The sequence below is a fragment of the Pseudomonas sp. ATCC PTA-122608 genome, assembly GCF_001952855.1.
Taxonomy (GTDB): Bacteria; Pseudomonadota; Gammaproteobacteria; order Pseudomonadales; family Pseudomonadaceae; genus Aquipseudomonas.
On the sequence record NZ_LPNO01000005.1, the window covers coordinates 123,887 to 141,160 of the forward strand.

Consider the following 17,274-nt stretch of genomic DNA (forward strand, 5'->3'; position numbering starts at 1 on the left):
AGGTCTGTACCTGATTCGTACTCCCTGGACCTGTGCATGCCCTCTAGTCTTTCCCGTCGTTGGCACCTTCGCCAACTGATCGCTGCCTCCAGCCTCATTCTGTTAGTCGCCTGCGCGGAAAAACCCACCGCCGCCGATGCTCAACCCCTGCCCCCGCTCCAGACTGCACCGGTAGCCGCACCTGCCGTCGTTGCGCCACTGGCGGTGGACAACCTTGATATCCAGCCGACCCAGACCTTTGCCGAATGGCAGGCAGGCTTTCGCGTAGAAGCCCTGAAGGCAGGTATCACGCCACAGGTTTTCGACACGGCCTTTGCCAATGTCGTACCCGACATGGCGGTGATTCGTGCCGACCGCAGCCAGCCGGAGTTTTCCCGCCCGGTGTGGGAATACCTCGACGGCGCCCTGTCGCCGCTGCGTGTACGTAATGGCCAGGCACTGCTGGTGAAATACGCCGACATTCTGCAACGCATCGAAGATCGTTATGGCGTCGACCGCCAGGCGCTGGTCTCGGTGTGGGGCATGGAGAGTAACTTCGGCCAGTTCCAGGGCAACAATTCGGTGATCCGCTCCCTGGCGACCCTGGCGTATGAAGGCCGTCGCCCGGCGTTCGCCCACGCCCAACTGCTGGCGGCGCTGCAAATCATCCAGCATGGCGACATCGCGGCTGACCAGATGAAAGGCTCCTGGGCCGGCGCCATGGGCCAGACCCAGTTCATCCCGACCACCTACAACACCCACGCCGTGGACTTCGACGGCGACGGTCGCCGCGATATCTGGAACAGCCCGGCCGACGCCCTCGCCTCCACCGCGCACTACCTGCAAAGCTCCGGCTGGCAGAAAGGCCAGCCGTGGGGTTTTGAGGTGCAGCAACTGCCGTTGAACTTCGATTATGCCCTGGCCGACGGCAGCGTGCGCAAGACCGTTGGCGAATGGCTGAAGCTCGGGATCCAGGTGCCGCCTGGCGCCAGCGTGCCGGCCAATGTGGACCAGCTTTCTGCCGCCCTGCTGCTGCCCGCCGGCTATCGTGGCCCGGCGTTCCTGGTGCTGGATAACTTCCGCGCGATCCTCAAGTACAACAACTCGTCGTCCTATGCGTTGGCGGTTGGTTTGCTGTCGGAACGGTTCGGTGGCGGTGGCGTGATTCGTGGGAGCTGGCCGAAAGATGAGCTGCCGTTGAGCCGTTCACAACGGATTGATTTGCAAACAGCACTCAGCGCCCAGGGTTACGATGCCGGCAACCCGGACGGGATCATCGGCGCCAACACCCGCAAGGCGATTCGTGCAGCGCAGCAGTCGCTGGGCTGGCCGGCGGATGGTTATCCGACGGTGAAGTTGCTGGAGTCGCTGCAAAGCCGATAGATCGGCGCATGGCGACTACCGCATTCGCGAGCAAGCCCGCTCCCACATTTCGATCGCATTCCTTCAGGAAGTACACGGTCAAAATGTGGGAGCGGGCTTGCTCGCGAAGAGGCCTTCAGCGGCAATACAAGGGTCAGGCCTTAAACACCACATCCTGCTCCAACACCAACCGCCTCTCCCCCGCATCCAGCCGCACCCTCGCGCCCATCGGCAAGGTCAGGTTCGGGTTGCAGTGCCCGCTGCGCCAGCCGGACAGCACAGGAATGCACAACGGCTCGAACGTCTGTTTCAGCAAGCGCTCAAGCGCGAGGTTATCAACCCCTGCCACATCCCCCACCACCACACCCGCCACCTGAGCCAACTTGCCGGCCAGGCGCAAATGCGTGAGCAGACGGTCGATTCGGTACAGCGGCTCGTTAATGTCTTCGATAAACAGAATGATGTCCTCGGCATCAATCTCGTACGCCGTGCCCATCACCGCCGCGATCATCGAAAGATTACCGCCCAGCAAGCGCCCGCAGGCGATGCCTGGCTCAACGGTGGTCAATGGGTAGGCCACCGGGTGGGTCAACTGGCTACCGGCCTTCACTTGCCCGCGCAGCATGCTGAACAGCGACGACTCGGTAGGTTGTTGCTTCTCACCTAACAGGTCAGCGTTGTACATCGGCCCGTGGAAGGTGACGAAACCGGCATAGCGGTTGATCGCCAGGTGCAAGGCGGTGATATCGCTGTAGCCGACAAATGGCTTGGGATTGGCCCGCAGCAGGTCGAAGTCCAGGCGGTCCAGCAGGCGTGGGGTGCCATAGCCGCCGCGCAGGCAAAAAATCGCGTCGATGGACGGGTCGGCGAACGCCCCATGCAGGTCATTCAGGCGTACGTCATCACTGCCGGCCAGGTAGCCATCACGTTCCCCTACACCCGGGAACACCCGCAGTGTGTAGCCCCGGGCGCGCATCCATTGCGTGGCCTTGTCGATATCCAGCTCGGCCGGCCCGGCAGGGGCAATCAGACCGATCACGCCTTCGGCGCGCAGCGCAGGTACCGCACAAGTGGTCAATTGAGTCGTCATCCATGGTGCTCCTCGTGTGGATTGCCCAAGGCACTCTAAACAGCAATGGTTGCAAACAGAAGAGGATGACTTAACCGCAACCTGTAGGAGCGAGCTTGCTCGCGAAGGTCGTAAACGATAACGCGCGCATCCTGGATGCGCGCGGTGCTCTTGAGTGCTTCGCGAGCAAGCTCGCTCCTACAGTGAGGGCGCGGCTTACGAGACCAGGCTGGCCTTGACCAGTTTCGCCTGCTCGTCGGCGTGGTACGAGGAACGTACCAGCGGGCCGGAAGCGACGTTCTTGAAGCCCATTTTGTAGCCTTCTTCGGCAAACCAGGCAAACACGTCCGGGTGCACGAAGCGCTGTACCGGCAAGTGGCTACGGGATGGCTGCAGGTACTGGCCGAGGGTCAGCATGTCGATGTCGTGTTCGCGCATGCGCTTCATGACTTCGATCACTTCTTCGTCGGTTTCGCCCAGGCCCAGCATCAGGCCGGATTTGGTCGGAATGTGCGGCATCATCTGCTTGAATTTCTGCAGCAGGGTCAGCGACCACTGGTAGTCCGAACCCGGACGCGCAGCCTTGTACAGGCGCGGTACGGTTTCCAGGTTGTGGTTGAATACATCCGGCGGCTCGGCAGCGGTGATTTCCAGCGCTACGTCCATACGGCCACGGTAGTCCGGGACCAGGGTTTCGAGCATCACGTTCGGCGACAGCTTGCGGATCTCGCGGATGCAGTCGGCAAAGTGCTGGGCACCGCCGTCGCGCAGGTCGTCACGGTCTACCGAGGTGATCACGACGTACTTGAGTTTGAGGTCGGCGATGGCGATGGCCAGGCTTTCCGGCTCGTTGACGTCCAGTGGCTTCGGCCGGCCGTGGCCAACGTCGCAGAACGGGCAACGACGGGTGCAGATGTCACCCATGATCATGAAAGTCGCGGTGCCACCGGAGAAGCACTCGCCCAGGTTCGGGCAGGACGCTTCTTCGCACACGCTATGCAGCTTGTGTTTGCGCAGCAGGGCCTTGATGCGGTCGACTTCCGGCGAAACCGGGATACGCACGCGAATCCAGTCAGGCTTTTTCGGCAGTTCGGTGGTCGGAATGATCTTGACCGGGATGCGTGCAACCTTCTCGGCGCCGCGCAGCTTGACGCCGGCTTCTACCTTGGCACGCGGGGCCGGACGCTCGGTAACATCCAGCGTCGGGATCATGGTTTGCACTGCATCAGTAGTCATAATCAGTCGATTCCGCCCGTTAGGGTCGTCTGCTCAGCATAGTCGAGGTGTTTGACGAGCTGCGCGCGCAGCCGGGCACTTACCTCGGCAAATTCTAGTGGTGTTGCGTGATCGCTCAACTGGGTCATCGCCAAACCGGCGTAACCGCAGGGATTGATCCGTCGAAACGGCGCCAGGTCCATGTCCACATTCAAGGCCAGACCATGAAAGGAACAGCCGTGGCGAATCCGCAGGCCCAGGGAGGCGATTTTCGCGCCATCGACGTAAACCCCCGGTGCATCCGGCTTGGCCGCCGCGGTCACACCGTAGCTGGCCAACAGTTCGATCAGGCATGACTCCATGCGACTGACCAACTCCCGCACGCCAAAACCCAGCCTGCGCACGTCCAGCAACAGATAAGCCACCAATTGGCCTGGGCCATGGTAAGTCACCTGCCCGCCGCGGTCGACCTGCACCACCGGGATTTCTCCCGGCAGCAGCAAATGCTCGGCCTTGCCGGCCTGGCCCTGGGTGAAAACCGGCGGGTGCTCGACCAGCCAGATCTCATCCGGGGCTTCGGTGCCGCGCTCGTTGGTGAACCGCTGCATGGCGTGCCACACCGGCTCGTATGCCATTTGGCCGAGCTCGCGAAAGCCCAGGGTCTGTGACATCACAACACCATGTGCACGAAGCCGGTAGCCCGCAGTTCGCTGTTGATGTTGTAGAGCTGGTCTTGATCGGTCGCCAGGATATACAGCTGGGTCGTGGTGTACTTACCTGTGCTGCTTTGACGATCAATGGTCTTATCAAGATTGATCTCGGCGTGCTTCAACACGATGGCAATCACCGCGTCTTTGCGGCCCACGCCAGTATCGCTGATCACTTTGATCGGATAGTCCTTTTGAGGGAACTCGATCTTTGGCGCCTGTACTTCTTTATCGGTCATGGCAGAACAGCCTCGTAAGCGGTAAGCCGTGGCGACGGCAAAGCCCCGCGTCAGATCAACGCGGGGCTTTGCAGGTGCACACTATCAGTTGAACAAGCCGTAGAAGAATAGACGGATGCTATCCCACACGCGTCGGAAGATACCACCTTCGTCGACGGCGTCCAGAGCGATCAGGTCGGCGCTGTGCACCACCTTGTCGTCCAGCTTCACTTCGACTTTACCGATGACATCGCCCTTGGCGATCGGTGCGACCAGTTGCGGGTTCATGGTCATGCTGGCAACCAGCTTCTTGAGCTGGCCTTTAGGCATGGTCAGGGTCAGGTCTTCAGCCAGGCCGGCCTTGACTTGATGGGTTGCGCCTTTCCATACAGGGGCTTGAGCCAGCTCGGTGCCTTTCTGGTAGAAGGTCTGAGTTTCGAAGAAACGGAAGCCATAGGTCAGCAGCTTCTGTGTCTCGGCCGCACGGGCCTGCTCGCTGTTGGTACCGAACACCACGGCAATCAGGCGCTGGCCGTCACGGACAGCGGACGACACCATGCAGTAGCCGGCTTCTTCGGTGTGACCGGTTTTCAGACCATCGACGGTCTTGTCACGCCACAGCAACAGGTTGCGGTTAGGCTGCTTGATGTTGTTCCAGAAGAACTCTTTCTGGGAGTAGATCGCGTAGTGCACCGGGTCGACACGAATGATCGCGCGCGCCAGGATCGCCATGTCGTGAGCCGACGAGTAGTGCTCCGGGTTCGGCAGGCCGGTCGGGTTCATGAAGTGGCTGTTGGTCATGCCCAGGTCGGCCACGGTTTTGTTCATCATGTCGGCGAACGCGTCTTCGCTGCCGGCGATGTGCTCGGCCAGGGCTACGCTGGCGTCGTTACCGGACTGGATGATGATGCCGTGCAGCAGGTCGCTGACAGTCACCTGCGAACCGACCTTGATGAACATCCGCGAACCGCCGGTGCGCCAGGCGTTTTCGCTGACGGTCACTGGATCGTTTTCACCGATCTGGCCGCGACGGATTTCCAGGGTCGCGATGTAGGCGGTCATCAGCTTGGTCAGGCTGGCTGGGGGCAGGCGCTGGTCACCGTTGTTCTCCACCAGCACGTTGCCGCTGGCGGCATCCATGAGGACCCAGGCCTTGGCAGCCAGTTGCGGGGAAGCCGGCACCATTTCAACCGCCCAGGCGGCCGGGGTGATGATCAGCGAAAGAAGCAGGCACGTGCGTTTGGCTAAGGTGGTGATGTTCATCCGTCTCTCGAAATTGCTTATGGAAACTTGCCCTCGCGGGCAAAACTATTCAGACAGCCCGTCGCCAGACTGTCGCGTGTTCGGTTGTACGCCCACCCCTTGCCCCTGGGTTTTTATTGTTCAACGAGCCAACAACCAGGGTTCAAACCCGCATGCGAGCCTGAACCATCAATCCTTTGTATCGCTTATTCGGCGGTGACCACGCTGGGTTGCCCCAGGTTGGCCAGGCGCACGCTGTTCTGCACTTGCGCAACCTCGCTCGGCGAGCCGATAGGGCCCATGCGCACACGGTGCAGGGTCTGCTGGTTACGCACAATAGAGCTGATAAAGACCGGCGCGTTGACCATCCCGCTGAGCTTGGACCTTAACAGCTCTGCCGCGTCGGGGTTGGCGAAAGCGCCGACTTGCAAGTACTGCCCGCCCACGGTAGAAGCCCCCGGAGCTGCACGCGGTACGACGACCGTGTCCGGAGCATGTTGCGCCGGCGGCGGCGTCCACTGTTCGATTTTGCCTGTCGACGCGGTCACTTGCGGTTGCTGGGTTTGCGGCTCGTTAAGCATCAACGGCGCCGGCTTGCCACGCTGGGCCCAGTACTGGGCCGGGTCGATACCTTCAACCTTCACGCGTGCCGTACCGATTTCGGCATACCCGAGTTTCTTCGCGGCAGCGTAGGACAAGTCGATGATCCGGTCCGAATAGAACGGCCCACGGTCATTGACCCGCAGGATCACCGTGCGGTTGTTGTCCAGGTTGGTCACGCGTACATAGCTAGGCAGCGGCAGGGTCTTGTGCGCCGCGCTCATGCCGTAGAGGTCATACACTTCGCCGTTGGCGGTGTTCTGGCCATGGAACTTGGTCCCGTACCAGGACGCCGTACCCGATTGCACGTAGGTCTTCGATTCTTGCAGCGGGAAGTAGTTTTTGCCCAATACGGTGTAGGGGTTGGCCTTGTAAGGGCCGGTGTGCAGGGTCGGCGTGGCATCCGGGATCTTCGACACATCCACATCCCACCACGGCGCGCCGTCTTTGTGGGCGCGGTTGATGTCCAGCCCAGGTTGGGAGCGGACGGCAGTGCCACTGGCTTTTTGCACCGGTGCACGGCTGGTAGAGCAACTGACCACCAATAATGACAATGCGGCGTAAGCCACCAGCTTCAGGGGTTTGTACATCGGTGATACCGGCATTACTTGACGCCCCGTGCTTGGACCAGCATGTCTGACAGCTGATGCACGGCCATGGCGTACATCACACTGCGGTTATAACGCGTGATTGCGTAGAAATTCTTCAGGCCCATCCAATATTCCGGGCCGTTCTCGCCTTCAAGGCGGAACGCCGTCACCGGCATATCATCGCGTGGCGCATTCTGACTCGACCAGCCCAGCGCCCGCAACTCCCCAACCGTCTTGACGGGCTCGATACCCTGGGTCAGGCCTTCGTCGGCGCGATCGCCCGTAACATCGGCACGGATCACCACCGGCTCGCCGGCTACCCATCCATGACGCTTGAAGTAGCTGGCAACGCTGCCGATGGCGTCATCGGGGTTGCTCCAGATATTGATATGGCCGTCGCCGTCAAAGTCCACGGCGTAGGCGCGAAAGCTGCTCGGCATGAACTGCGGCAAGCCCATGGCCCCGGCGTAGGAGCCCTTGAGGGTCAACGGGTCGACCTGCTCTTCACGGGCCAACAATAGGAACTCGCGCAGCTCTTTGCGGAAGAATTCGGCGCGCGGCGGGTAATCGAAGCCCAGGGTCGACAAGGCGTCGATCACCCGGTAGCTGCCGGTGTTGCGGCCGTAAAAGGTTTCGATGCCGATGATGGCCACGATCACTTGGGCCGGCACCCCGTATTCCTGCTCGGCGCGGGCCAGCACGGCTTCGTGCTGGCGCCAGAAGTCCACGCCACGCGCCACGCGGGCGTCGGTCAGGAACATCGGGCGATATTCCTTCCACTGCTTCACGCGTTCGGCGGGCCGGGAAATGGCGTCGAGAATCGCCTGCTTGCGTTGGGCCTCGCGGAACACGCCCATCAGCTGTTCACCGGCGAAACCATAGTCACGGGTCATCTCACCGACAAATTCGGCGACCTGGGGCGAGCCGTCGTAGACGCCGGCCTGCGCTTCCTGCACAGCGGCTCCCAGCAGGCCCAACAGGCCCATCCAGGACACGTGCCGAGCCGCCCAGCCGCGCATTACTTGCATTGACATCTTCACCTTATTCAAACCTGTGCGATCCACTTACGATGGGTATGGATCGACATCAAAACCCCAAACGCTGACATCAATGTCACCAGCGAAGTTCCGCCGTAGCTAATGAACGGCAACGGCACCCCAACCACCGGCAACAGGCCACTGACCATACCGATGTTGACGAAAACGTAAACAAAAAACGTCATGGTGAGGCTGCCGGCGAGCAATTTGCCGAACAGCGTTTGCGCCTGGGCGGTAATCACCAGGCCGCGGCCGATCAGCAGCAAGTAAATCAGCAACAGTGCGCAGATGCCCACCAGGCCGAACTCCTCGCCCATCACCGCGATAATAAAATCGGTGTGGCTTTCCGGCAAAAAGTCCAGGTGCGACTGGGTGCCCAACAGCCAACCCTTGCCGAACACACCGCCGGAACCGATGGCGGCCTTGGACTGGATGATGTTCCAGCCGGTGCCCAGCGGATCGCTCTCCGGGTCGAGGAACGTGAGGATTCGCTGCTTCTGATAGTCGTGCATGAAGAAGAACCACATGGCCACGGCCACCGGCACGGCGGCGGCCAGCACGCTGAGGATCCAGCGCCAGCGCAAGCCACCCATGAACAGCACGAACGCGCCGCCCGCGAGGATCAGCAACGAGGTGCCGAGGTCGGGCTGGCGCACGATCAGGATAAACGGCACGCCAATCAATATCAGGCTGATGCCCACGTGCTTGAGCTGGGGCGGCAATGTGCGTTTTGACAGGTACCAAGCGATGGTCGCCGGCATCAGGATCTTCATGAATTCCGACGGCTGGAAGCGAATCACCCCCGGGATGTTGATCCAGCGGGTCGCCCCCATGGCGTTGTGGCCCATGACATCCACCACCACCAGCAGCAACACACCGGCGACATAACCCAGCGGCACCCAGCGCGCCATGAAGCGCGGCTCCAGCTGGGCGATCACCACCATCGACAACAGGCCCAGGCCAAACGAGGACGCTTGCTTGATCAGCAGGTCCCAGTTTTTGCCACTGGCTGAATACAAAACGAACAGGCTGCCGGCCGCCAGGGTCAGCAGCAGGATCAGCAACGGGCCATCAATGTGCATGCGCTGCAGCAACGTGGCACGACGGCGCATCACATCCTCGCTGGAGAGGATGCGATCAAAATTACTCTTCACGGGCCGTAGCCTCCACGCTTGAAGGGGTGCCGCCATATTCGGGCTTGAGCTTGCCGTCTTCGGTCAACAGCCAGGCATCCATGATTTGACGCACCACCGGAGCGGCCACACCGGAACCGGACTCGCCGTTCTCGACCATCACTGCCACAACGATTTTCGGGTTGTCGGCCGGGGCAAAGCCGACGAACAAGGCGTGGTCACGGTGGCGCTCCTGAACTTTGGAGCGGTCGTATTTCTCGCCCTGCTTGATCGCGACCACCTGGGCCGTACCGCTCTTGCCGGCAATCCGGTATTGCGCGCCGGCTGCCGCTTTACGCGCGGTACCCCGGGCGCCGTGCATCACTTGCTGCATGCCGTGGTTGACCTTGGCCCAGTCGGACGGGTCGCGCAGCACGATATCGGGAATCGGGTTTTCATCCACCGGGCGTTCGCCCTCGATGGTCTTGGCCAGGTGCGGACGGTTCCACACACCCTTGTTGGCCACCAGCGCGGTCGCCTGGGCCAGTTGCAGCGGCGTGGCCTGCATATAGCCCTGGCCGATCCCCAGGATCAGGGTTTCGCCCGGGAACCACGCCTGCCGACGGGTTGCTCGCTTCCACTCGCGGGACGGCATCAGGCCCGGCGATTCTTCGAACATGTCCAGGGAGACTTTCTGACCGAGGCCGAACTTGCCCATGTAGGCCGAGAGCCGATCAATCCCCAGCTTGTGGGCCAGGTCATAGAAGTAGGTGTCGTTGGAACGCATGATCGCCGTGTCCAGGTCCACAAATCCGTCGCCGGTGCGGTTCCAGTTACGGTATTTGTGATCGTAGTTGGGCAGCATGTAGTAGCCGGGGTCGAACACGCGGCTCGACGCCGTGACCACGCCAGAGTCCAGGCCGGCAATTGCCACTGCCGGCTTGATGGTCGAGCCCGGTGGATACAGGCCGCGCAGCACGCGGTTAAACAGCGGCCGGTCAATGGAATCGCGCAGCTCGGCGTAGGCCTTGAAGCTGATCCCGGTGACAAACAGGTTCGGGTCAAAACTTGGCTGGCTGACCATCGCCAGCACTTCGCCAGTACTCGGGTCCAGCGCCACCACAGCACCACGGCGACCGCCCAGGGCCATCTCCGCCGCTTCCTGCAACTTGATGTCCAGGCTCAGCACGATGTCCTTGCCGGGCACCGGGTCGGTACGCTTGAGCACCCGCAGCACGCGGCCACGGGCGTTGGTCTCGACTTCCTCGTAACCCACCTGGCCGTGCAGTTCCGGCTCGTAGAAACGCTCGATGCCGGTCTTGCCGATATGGTGGGTGCCGCTGTAGTTGACCGGGTCGAGGGTCTTCAGCTCTTTCTCGTTGATTCGGCCCATGTAGCCGACCGAATGCGCGAAGTGCGCCCCTTGCGGGTAATGCCGCACCAATTGCGCCACCACTTCCACACCCGGCAACCGGAACTGGTTCACCGCGATCCGGGCGATCTGCTCTTCGGTCAGCTCGAACAGGATCGGCACCGGCTCGAACGGCCGGCGCCCCTGCTTCATGCGTTTCTCGAAGATCACCCGGTCTTCCGGCGTCAGTTGCAGCACCTCGACGATCACATCAAGGATCTGCTGCCAGTCGCCGGAACGTTCGCGGGTCATGCTCAGGCTGAAGCTGGGCCGGTTATCCGCGACCACCACGCCATTGCGGTCGAAAATCAGCCCACGGGTCGGAGGAATCGGCTGCACGTGCACCCGGTTGTTTTCCGACAGCGTGGAGTGATAGTCGTACTGGATCACCTGCAGGAAATACAGGCGCGCAATCAGCACCCCCAGCAGTACCACCACCAAAATCGCGCCAAACACCACCCGCGCGCGTACAAGACGTGCGTCTTTCTCGTGGTCCTTGATGCGGATCGGCTGGGTCATCAGGCAGGGCGCAGATTATTTGTGGTAAGGGTGCCCGGACAGAACTGTCCAGGCGCGATACAGCTGTTCACCGATCAGGATTCTTACCAACGGGTGCGGCAGTGTCAGGGGCGACAGCGACCAGCGCTGGTCCGCCCGCGCGCACACTTCCGGCGCCAGCCCCTCGGGGCCGCCGACCATGAAGTTGACCGTGCGCGAATCCAGGCGCCAGCGATCCAGCTCCACCGCCAACTGCTCGGTGCTCCAGGGCTTGCCGTGCACTTCGAGGGTCACGATCCGCTCGTTGGGCCCGACCTTGGCCAACATGGCTTCGCCTTCCTGACGGATAAAGCGGGCCACGTCGGCATTTTTGCCCCGAGTGTTGAGCGGTATTTCCACCAGTTCCAGCGCCAATTCGGATGGCAGGCGCTTGGCATATTCATGCCAGCCTTCTTCCACCCACTTGGGCATGCGTGAACCGACAGCGATCAGACGCAGGCGCACAGCCGTTCCTTATTCCTGGTCTTTGTTGAGCTTGTCGAAGTGCGCGTGGCCAACTTCAGGGCTGTGGTGCTTGCCATCAGCGGCACGGCTCTGCTCGGCGCCTTTCCACAGACGCTCCAGGTCGTAGAACTGACGGGCGTTGCTGGTCATCATGTGAACGATCACGTCGTCCATGTCCAACAGTACCCAGTCGCTGTCGCCCTTGCCTTCTTCACCCAATGGCTTGACGCCCTGGGCTTTGACCGCTTCGCGAACCTTGTCCAGCATCGCGCCGATCTGGCGGTTGGAGGTACCGGTGGCGATGATCATGAAGTCGGTGATGCTCTGCTTGTCGCGCACGTCCAGGACTTGAATGTCCTGGGCCTTCACGTCTTCCAGGGCAGCCACGGCAACCTTGACCAGCTCTTCGCCGGCCAGCTCAGGGCCGGTGTGGGCTTCTACTGGCAGAGGAGCGCTCTTGAACGTGCCTTTGCGCTTAACTTTGCTTACGTCTTTGTTCGTCATATAAAACTCGTTTTGCTCGTATGTTCGGGCGCTCGCTGCACGAGTGTTCGTGCGTTCAAGCGCGCCTTTTCAGTTCGACGCACGGTAAAGCCCGTGCGCATCGATGTAGGCCAGGACCGCGTCAGGCACCAGGAAACGTACCGACTTCCCGCTGGCCAGCAGTTGACGGATCTGGGTGGCAGACACCGCAAGCGGGGTTTGCCAGACGAATGCAATATTCCCGCTCGGCCCGGTCAGGGCCAAAGGGTCACTTACCGACCGCGCTGCCAGCAGGTTGCGCAAGGCATCCGGCGATTCTGCGTCGGCATCCGGGCGTTGCAGCACCAGGATGTGGCAATGCTGGAGCAACTCTTCCCAGCGGTGCCAAGTGGGCAGGCCGCAAAACGCGTCCCAGCCCAAAAGTAGAAATAACTGGTCATCCGCGGCCAACTCGGCCCGCATCAGTTCCAGGGTGTCGACAGTGTAGGACGGTTTGTCGCGTTTGAGTTCGCGGTCGTCCACCACCAGCGGTGCGATGCCGGCCACCGCCAGGCGGACCATCTCCAGGCGCTGCTGCGCAGACACCTGCGGCGTGTCGCGATGGGGCGGCCGGGCATTCGGTGCCAGGCGCAGCTCATCCAGCCCGAGGGCGTCCGCGACTTCCAGTGCACTGCGCAAATGGCCGATATGCACAGGGTCGAAGGTGCCGCCGAGCAGCCCGATGCGTTTACCCATCAAGTGCGCACATGTCCGTCACCGAACACCACGTACTTCTCGCTGGTCAGCCCTTCCAGGCCAACCGGGCCGCGTGCGTGGAGCTTGTCGGTGGAGATACCGATCTCCGCCCCCAGGCCATACTCGAAGCCGTCGGCAAAACGCGTCGAGGCGTTGACCATCACCGAAGCGGAATCCACTTCGTTGAGGAAACGCCGGGCGTCGCTGAAATGCTCGGTGACGATGGCGTCGGTGTGCTTGGAGCCGTATTGGTTGATGTGTTCGATGGCCTGGTCCAGGTCGTCGACGATGCGGATCGACAGGATCGGCGCCGTGTATTCGGTGTACCAGTCTTGCTCGGTGGCTTCGATCACGTCGCTGCCGAGGATCGCCCGGGTACGCTCGCAGCCACGCAGTTCAACGCCCTTGTCACGGTAGATGGCAGCCAGCGGCGGCAGCACGCGATCGGCAATGCCGGCGTGCACCAACAGGGTTTCCATGGTGTTGCACGGGGCGTAGCGGTGGGTCTTGGCGTTATCGGCGATGCGGATCGCCTTGTCGAGGTCGGCGGCGACGTCGATGAACACGTGGCAGACGCCGTCCAGGTGCTTGATGACCGGCACCTTGGCATCACGGCTCACGCGCTCGATCAGGCTCTTGCCACCACGCGGCACGATCACGTCGACGAATTCAGGCATGGTGATCAGCGCACCAACGGCAGCGCGGTCAGTGGTCTCGACCACTTGCACCACTTCGGCCGGCAGTTCGGCCACGGCCAGGCCCTGCTGAATGCACGCGGCGATGGCACGATTGGAATTGATGGCCTCGGAACCGCCCCGCAGGATGGTGGCGTTGCCGGACTTGAGGCACAGGCTCGCGGCGTCGATGGTCACGTTCGGGCGCGACTCATAGATGATGCCGATCACGCCCAGGGGCACGCGCATCTTGCCCACCTGGATACCCGATGGCAGGTAGCGCATGTCACGGATTTCACCGATGGGGTCAGGCAGCTTGGCCACCTGACGCAAACCTTCGATCATGTCGTCAATGCGTTCCGGCGTCAGCGCCAGGCGATCCAGCAAGGCAGGCTCCAGACCATTTGCCCGGCCGTTGGCCAGGTCTTGCTCGTTGGCGGCGGTCAGCTCGGAGCGCGAAGCATCCAGAGCGTCGGCAGCCGCCAGCAAGGCGCGGTTCTTCTGCGCCGTGCTCGCACGGGCGATCAACCGCGAGGCCTGACGGGCAGCGCGACCCAGGCGGGTCATGTAGTCAAGAACGGACTCAGTCATGGTCTGGTGGGGTCTTGGCAAAGAGGAAAGCGGCAGATTATAGCTGTGACGCCGTCCCACGGACAGCGGTGAGGGGCGGATGGTCGAAATGAGCTGTAAAAACCCGACGTTCAGCGGGAATTAAGGCTGGAGTTGTTATCATCCTGTCACATTTAGCCGTATTACCTTTGATCGCCATGTCCAGTTTTTCGCCATTGATCCCCGCCAATGCCCTGCCCGACGGCTTTTTCGACCGTGACGCGCAACTGCTCGCGCGCGAATTGCTGGGAAAAGTCATTCGCCACCGTGTCGGTGATTTGTGGCTGTCGGCGCGAATTATCGAAACCGAAGCCTATTACCTCGCCGAAAAAGGCAGCCACGCGTCCCTCGGCTACACAGAAAAGCGTAAGGCTTTGTTTCTGGATGGCGGCCACATCTATATGTACTACGCCCGTGGCGGCGATTCGCTGAACTTCAGCGCCCACGGCCCAGGCAATGCGGTGTTGATCAAATCGGCCTATCCGTGGGTCGACGAAGTGTCCGGCCCGGCCAGCCTGGCGCAGATGCTGCTGAACAACCCGGACGCCAGCGGCAAGCCGCGCCCCTCGCAAAAGCTGTGTGCCGGCCAGACCTTGCTGTGCAAGGCGCTGGGTTTGAAGGTGCCGATGTGGGATGCCAAACGCTTTGACCAGGAGTTGCTCTACGTGGAAGACGTGGGGCTTGCGCCGGCGCAGATCATCCAGACCACCCGACTGGGCATCCCCGGCGGGCGCGATGAACACCTGATGTACCGCTTCGTGGATGCCGGTTATGCGCCGTATTGCACACGGAACCCGCTGCGCCGGGGCCAGGTCGAAGGCCGCGACTATTTTTTGATTTGAAACGCTAGCCCCCTGTAGGAGCGAGCTTGCTCGCGAAGAACCCGAGAGCGCCGCGCTATACCAGAAAGCCCGCGTTATCGTTAACGACCTTCGCGAGCAAGCTCGCTCCTACAGAGGGGGCAATATTCACAAAGGGAGTTTGATTGTATGGGCCCATGGCTCGATGGCATTACCGGCTGGCTGACCCTAAACCCGCAATGGCTCGCCGTGGCGGTATTTATCGTGGCGTGCGTGGAGTGCCTGGCCATTGCCGGCCTGATCGTACCGGGCACGGTGTTGCTGTTTGCCATCGCCGCACTGGCCGGCAGCGGAGCACTGTCCTTGGGGGAAACCCTGTTGCTGGGCTTCCTCGGCGGCATGCTGGGTGATGTTGCTTCCTACTTCCTCGGTCGCCATTTCCACCAGAACATCCGGCGCCTGCCCGGCCTGCGGCATCACCCTGAATGGATGAGCGGCGCTGAGGCTTACTTCCACAAGTACGGCATCGCGAGCCTGCTGGTAGGACGCTTCATTGGTCCGCTGCGGCCGATGTTGCCGATGGTCGCGGGCATGTGTGACATGCCCTTCCCACGCTTTGTTGCCGTGAGCCTGCTGGCCGGCGCGGGATGGTCGGTGGCGTATCTGCTGCCGGGTTGGGCCACCGGCGCGGCCTTCCGTCTGCCATTGCCCGAGGGCTTCTGGCCAGAAGCCGGGATTGTCGCCGCCTGCCTGGCGGTGCTGATCGGCGTGAGCCTCAACACCAGCCTGCGCGGCCACCGGCGCGCCACCCTGTGGATTGGCTGCATCGGCGGCACACTGCTGATTGCGTTGTTTATCGGCTATCACTACCTGAACGACTTTGACCAGGGCTTGATGGCGCTGGTGCAGGAACACCGCGGCCCGGCGATCGATAGAGCCATGGTGATGGTGACCCAGCTCGGCGAGTTCAAGAAGATGTTTGTGGCCAGTGCCGTATTGACCGGCCTGCTGGTCGTGGCGCGGCAATGGCGCCAGGCAATCTTTGTCGGCGCCACCCTGCTGGGCGCTGCGCTGATCAATACCGGCACCAAACTGTTTTTTGCGCGGATGCGCCCCGAAGTGCTGACCGATCCGCTCACCAGTTTCAGCATGCCCAGCGGCCATGCATCCGGCTCGTTTGCATTCTTCCTGGCGTTGGCGGTGCTGGCCGGCCGTGGTCAACCGACCCGCCTGCGCCTGACCTGGCTGGTGCTCGGCTGCATTCCTGCAGCGACCATTGCGATTTCCCGGGTGTACCTGGGAGCGCACTGGCCGACGGACATCCTGGCCGGCACCCTGTTGGCGATGACGGTCTGTGCCTTCAGCCTGCACTTCAGCCAGCAGCGCAGCCTATTACCAGCAATGCCGCCGAGAGTCTGGTGGTTGATCTTGCCCGTGTGTGGCGCGTTGCTCGCGTTTATTGCGTTTACCGGCACCTCTCACGCGCTGCTCAGGTACGCCTATTAAGCAGGCCCCAGCCAATCCACGGGAGCAGCGCGACGTTCGACGCTGCGCTCGCGCCGCTCCAGAAACATTTCGTCAGCTATATGCGCGGCGCGTTCGGCGATGTCTTCCGCACCGCGACCATCGTCCATCTGCAGTATCTGTGTCGTGATGGCTATAAAAAAGGCATCCCATACGACCTGCTCCGATTGCGAAAGCTGAATCATCCTTCCCCCTGATCATCGTTACGTGATTGCCAACTATTTCAGGCAACGAGATCAGGGCAACGACGGAAAATCTGAAGACAGGGAAGGATAAATCCGAGTGGCACTCGCGGGTCAGGTGAACAGCTCGCCCTGCAATTCATCCAGCAACAGCTGGATCGCGTCCAGACGCTGTTGCGGGTCATCGAGTTGCAGCAGGTCGATCTTGTCGGCCTCGGTAAAGGGCAGCAGATACGCCAGCTGATTGCCCAAGGCCTGCTGGCCATCGGCATGGGTCCCCATGTCCAGGGAGGCGACCATCGGGTGCTCAGCCAGGGCATGGAGCAGCGCGAGCAAGTCGGCGTCTTCCTCTTCCAACGGCTGCTCGGGGTGTTCGTCCAGCCACTGCACCTCAGCCACCAGCAGTTGGTCCTTCTGCACACCGGCGTCACGTACGCGGAAACGCCGACCGCCCTCGACCCGAATCCCCAGCAGGCCATTGTCCTGCTGCTTGAAGTCGCGAATCAGCGCTTCGCAGCCAATCAACGCGTAGCCATCCGGCGCCAGCCCGACTTCCTTGCCGTCGAGGATGCACACCACGCCAAAGCTTTCGCCCTTTTTCATGCAGCGGCTGATCATGTCCAGGTAACGCACCTCGAACAATTGCAGGTCGAGGGTGCACCCGGGAAACAGCACGGTATTGAGCGGGAAAAGCGCCAGACTCATAAAAGGTTTCCTTAAACC

General features: G+C 61.6%; 18 protein-coding genes. 3 read left to right on the forward strand and 15 right to left on the reverse strand.

The genetic code is table 11. The annotated features are described in order from the left end of the window. The first annotated feature begins 36 nt into the window (after window positions 1-36). A complete protein-coding gene (locus tag AU074_RS06905; RefSeq protein WP_076014085.1) occupies window positions 37-1,362 on the forward strand; it encodes a lytic murein transglycosylase in 1,326 nt (441 codons plus the stop codon). 133 nt (window positions 1,363-1,495) lie between these two features. Here the strand turns inward: AU074_RS06905 and AU074_RS06910 are convergent, their stop codons facing one another. From AU074_RS06910 to AU074_RS06970, 13 genes are all read right to left on the reverse strand, one after another. Beyond that, a complete protein-coding gene (locus AU074_RS06910; RefSeq protein ID WP_076014086.1) occupies window positions 1,496-2,431 on the reverse strand; it encodes an LD-carboxypeptidase in 936 nt (311 codons plus the stop codon). Between the two features lie 195 nt (window positions 2,432-2,626). After that, the gene (lipA, locus tag AU074_RS06915; RefSeq protein WP_003215441.1) at window positions 2,627-3,646 is read right to left on the reverse strand and encodes a lipoyl synthase; all 1,020 of its coding nucleotides are present in this window, start codon (window positions 3,644-3,646) and stop codon (window positions 2,627-2,629) included. A 2-nt stretch (window positions 3,647-3,648) separates the two neighbouring features. After that, window positions 3,649-4,296: a lipoyl(octanoyl) transferase LipB gene (gene lipB / locus AU074_RS06920; RefSeq protein WP_003215439.1), complete on the reverse strand. Its 648-nt coding sequence runs from the start codon at window positions 4,294-4,296 to the stop codon at window positions 3,649-3,651. Then, window positions 4,296-4,571 carry a DUF493 domain-containing protein gene (locus AU074_RS06925; RefSeq protein WP_076014087.1) on the reverse strand — a complete coding sequence of 92 codons (276 nt, stop codon included), beginning with the start codon at window positions 4,569-4,571 and terminating at the stop codon, window positions 4,296-4,298. Before AU074_RS06925 ends, lipB begins: the two co-directional genes overlap by 1 nt. Before the next feature lie 84 nt (window positions 4,572-4,655). Next, window positions 4,656-5,813 (reverse strand): D-alanyl-D-alanine carboxypeptidase family protein, encoded by a 1,158-nt coding sequence (locus AU074_RS06930; RefSeq protein ID WP_076014088.1) that lies wholly within the window; start codon window positions 5,811-5,813, stop codon window positions 4,656-4,658. Between the two features lie 185 nt (window positions 5,814-5,998). Continuing rightward, window positions 5,999-6,997, reverse strand: coding sequence for a septal ring lytic transglycosylase RlpA family protein (locus tag AU074_RS06935; RefSeq protein ID WP_076014089.1), 999 nt, complete (start codon window positions 6,995-6,997; stop codon window positions 5,999-6,001). Then, window positions 6,997-8,010: a lytic murein transglycosylase B gene (gene mltB / locus AU074_RS06940; protein WP_076014090.1), complete on the reverse strand. Its 1,014-nt coding sequence runs from the start codon at window positions 8,008-8,010 to the stop codon at window positions 6,997-6,999. Before mltB ends, AU074_RS06935 begins: the two co-directional genes overlap by 1 nt. 17 nt (window positions 8,011-8,027) lie before the next feature. Continuing rightward, entirely contained in the window at window positions 8,028-9,131 is a 1,104-nt protein-coding gene (rodA, locus tag AU074_RS06945) for a rod shape-determining protein RodA (RefSeq protein ID WP_050543221.1), read from the reverse strand. 31 nt (window positions 9,132-9,162) lie between these two features. Next, window positions 9,163-11,061: a penicillin-binding protein 2 gene (gene mrdA, locus AU074_RS06950; protein ID WP_076014091.1), complete on the reverse strand. Its 1,899-nt coding sequence runs from the start codon at window positions 11,059-11,061 to the stop codon at window positions 9,163-9,165. Between the two features lie 15 nt (window positions 11,062-11,076). Next, on the reverse strand, window positions 11,077-11,544 hold the full coding sequence (rlmH, locus tag AU074_RS06955) for a 23S rRNA (pseudouridine(1915)-N(3))-methyltransferase RlmH (RefSeq protein WP_003185785.1): 468 nt from the start codon (window positions 11,542-11,544) through the stop codon (window positions 11,077-11,079). A gap of 9 nt (window positions 11,545-11,553) precedes the next feature. After that, on the reverse strand, window positions 11,554-12,048 hold the full coding sequence (rsfS, locus tag AU074_RS06960; RefSeq protein ID WP_003215432.1) for a ribosome silencing factor: 495 nt from the start codon (window positions 12,046-12,048) through the stop codon (window positions 11,554-11,556). Window positions 12,049-12,117: 69 nt separating this feature from the next. Beyond that, window positions 12,118-12,762, reverse strand: a complete 645-nt coding sequence (nadD, locus tag AU074_RS06965; RefSeq protein ID WP_003215431.1) for a nicotinate-nucleotide adenylyltransferase — start codon at window positions 12,760-12,762, stop codon at window positions 12,118-12,120. Then, a complete protein-coding gene (locus AU074_RS06970; protein WP_076014092.1) occupies window positions 12,762-14,027 on the reverse strand; it encodes a glutamate-5-semialdehyde dehydrogenase in 1,266 nt (421 codons plus the stop codon). Before AU074_RS06970 ends, nadD begins: the two co-directional genes overlap by 1 nt. Window positions 14,028-14,203: 176 nt before the next feature. Here AU074_RS06970 and AU074_RS06975 point away from each other — a divergent pair, with 176 nt between their 5' ends. Together AU074_RS06975 and AU074_RS06980 are read left to right on the forward strand one after the other, a co-directional pair. After that, window positions 14,204-14,887: a DNA-3-methyladenine glycosylase gene (locus AU074_RS06975; RefSeq protein ID WP_076014093.1), complete on the forward strand. Its 684-nt coding sequence runs from the start codon at window positions 14,204-14,206 to the stop codon at window positions 14,885-14,887. 147 nt (window positions 14,888-15,034) lie between these two features. After that, on the forward strand, window positions 15,035-16,351 hold the full coding sequence (locus tag AU074_RS06980; RefSeq protein WP_076014094.1) for a bifunctional DedA family/phosphatase PAP2 family protein: 1,317 nt from the start codon (window positions 15,035-15,037) through the stop codon (window positions 16,349-16,351). Here AU074_RS06980 and AU074_RS06985 read toward each other — a convergent pair. After that, complete coding sequence (locus AU074_RS06985; RefSeq protein ID WP_076014095.1) at window positions 16,348-16,554, reverse strand: hypothetical protein; 207 nt, start codon at window positions 16,552-16,554, stop codon at window positions 16,348-16,350. The genes AU074_RS06980 and AU074_RS06985 overlap by 4 nt on opposite strands. A gap of 111 nt (window positions 16,555-16,665) precedes the next feature. Beyond that, a complete protein-coding gene (locus AU074_RS06990) occupies window positions 16,666-17,256 on the reverse strand; it encodes an LON peptidase substrate-binding domain-containing protein (protein ID WP_076014096.1) in 591 nt (196 codons plus the stop codon). Window positions 17,257-17,274: the final 18 nt, after the last annotated feature.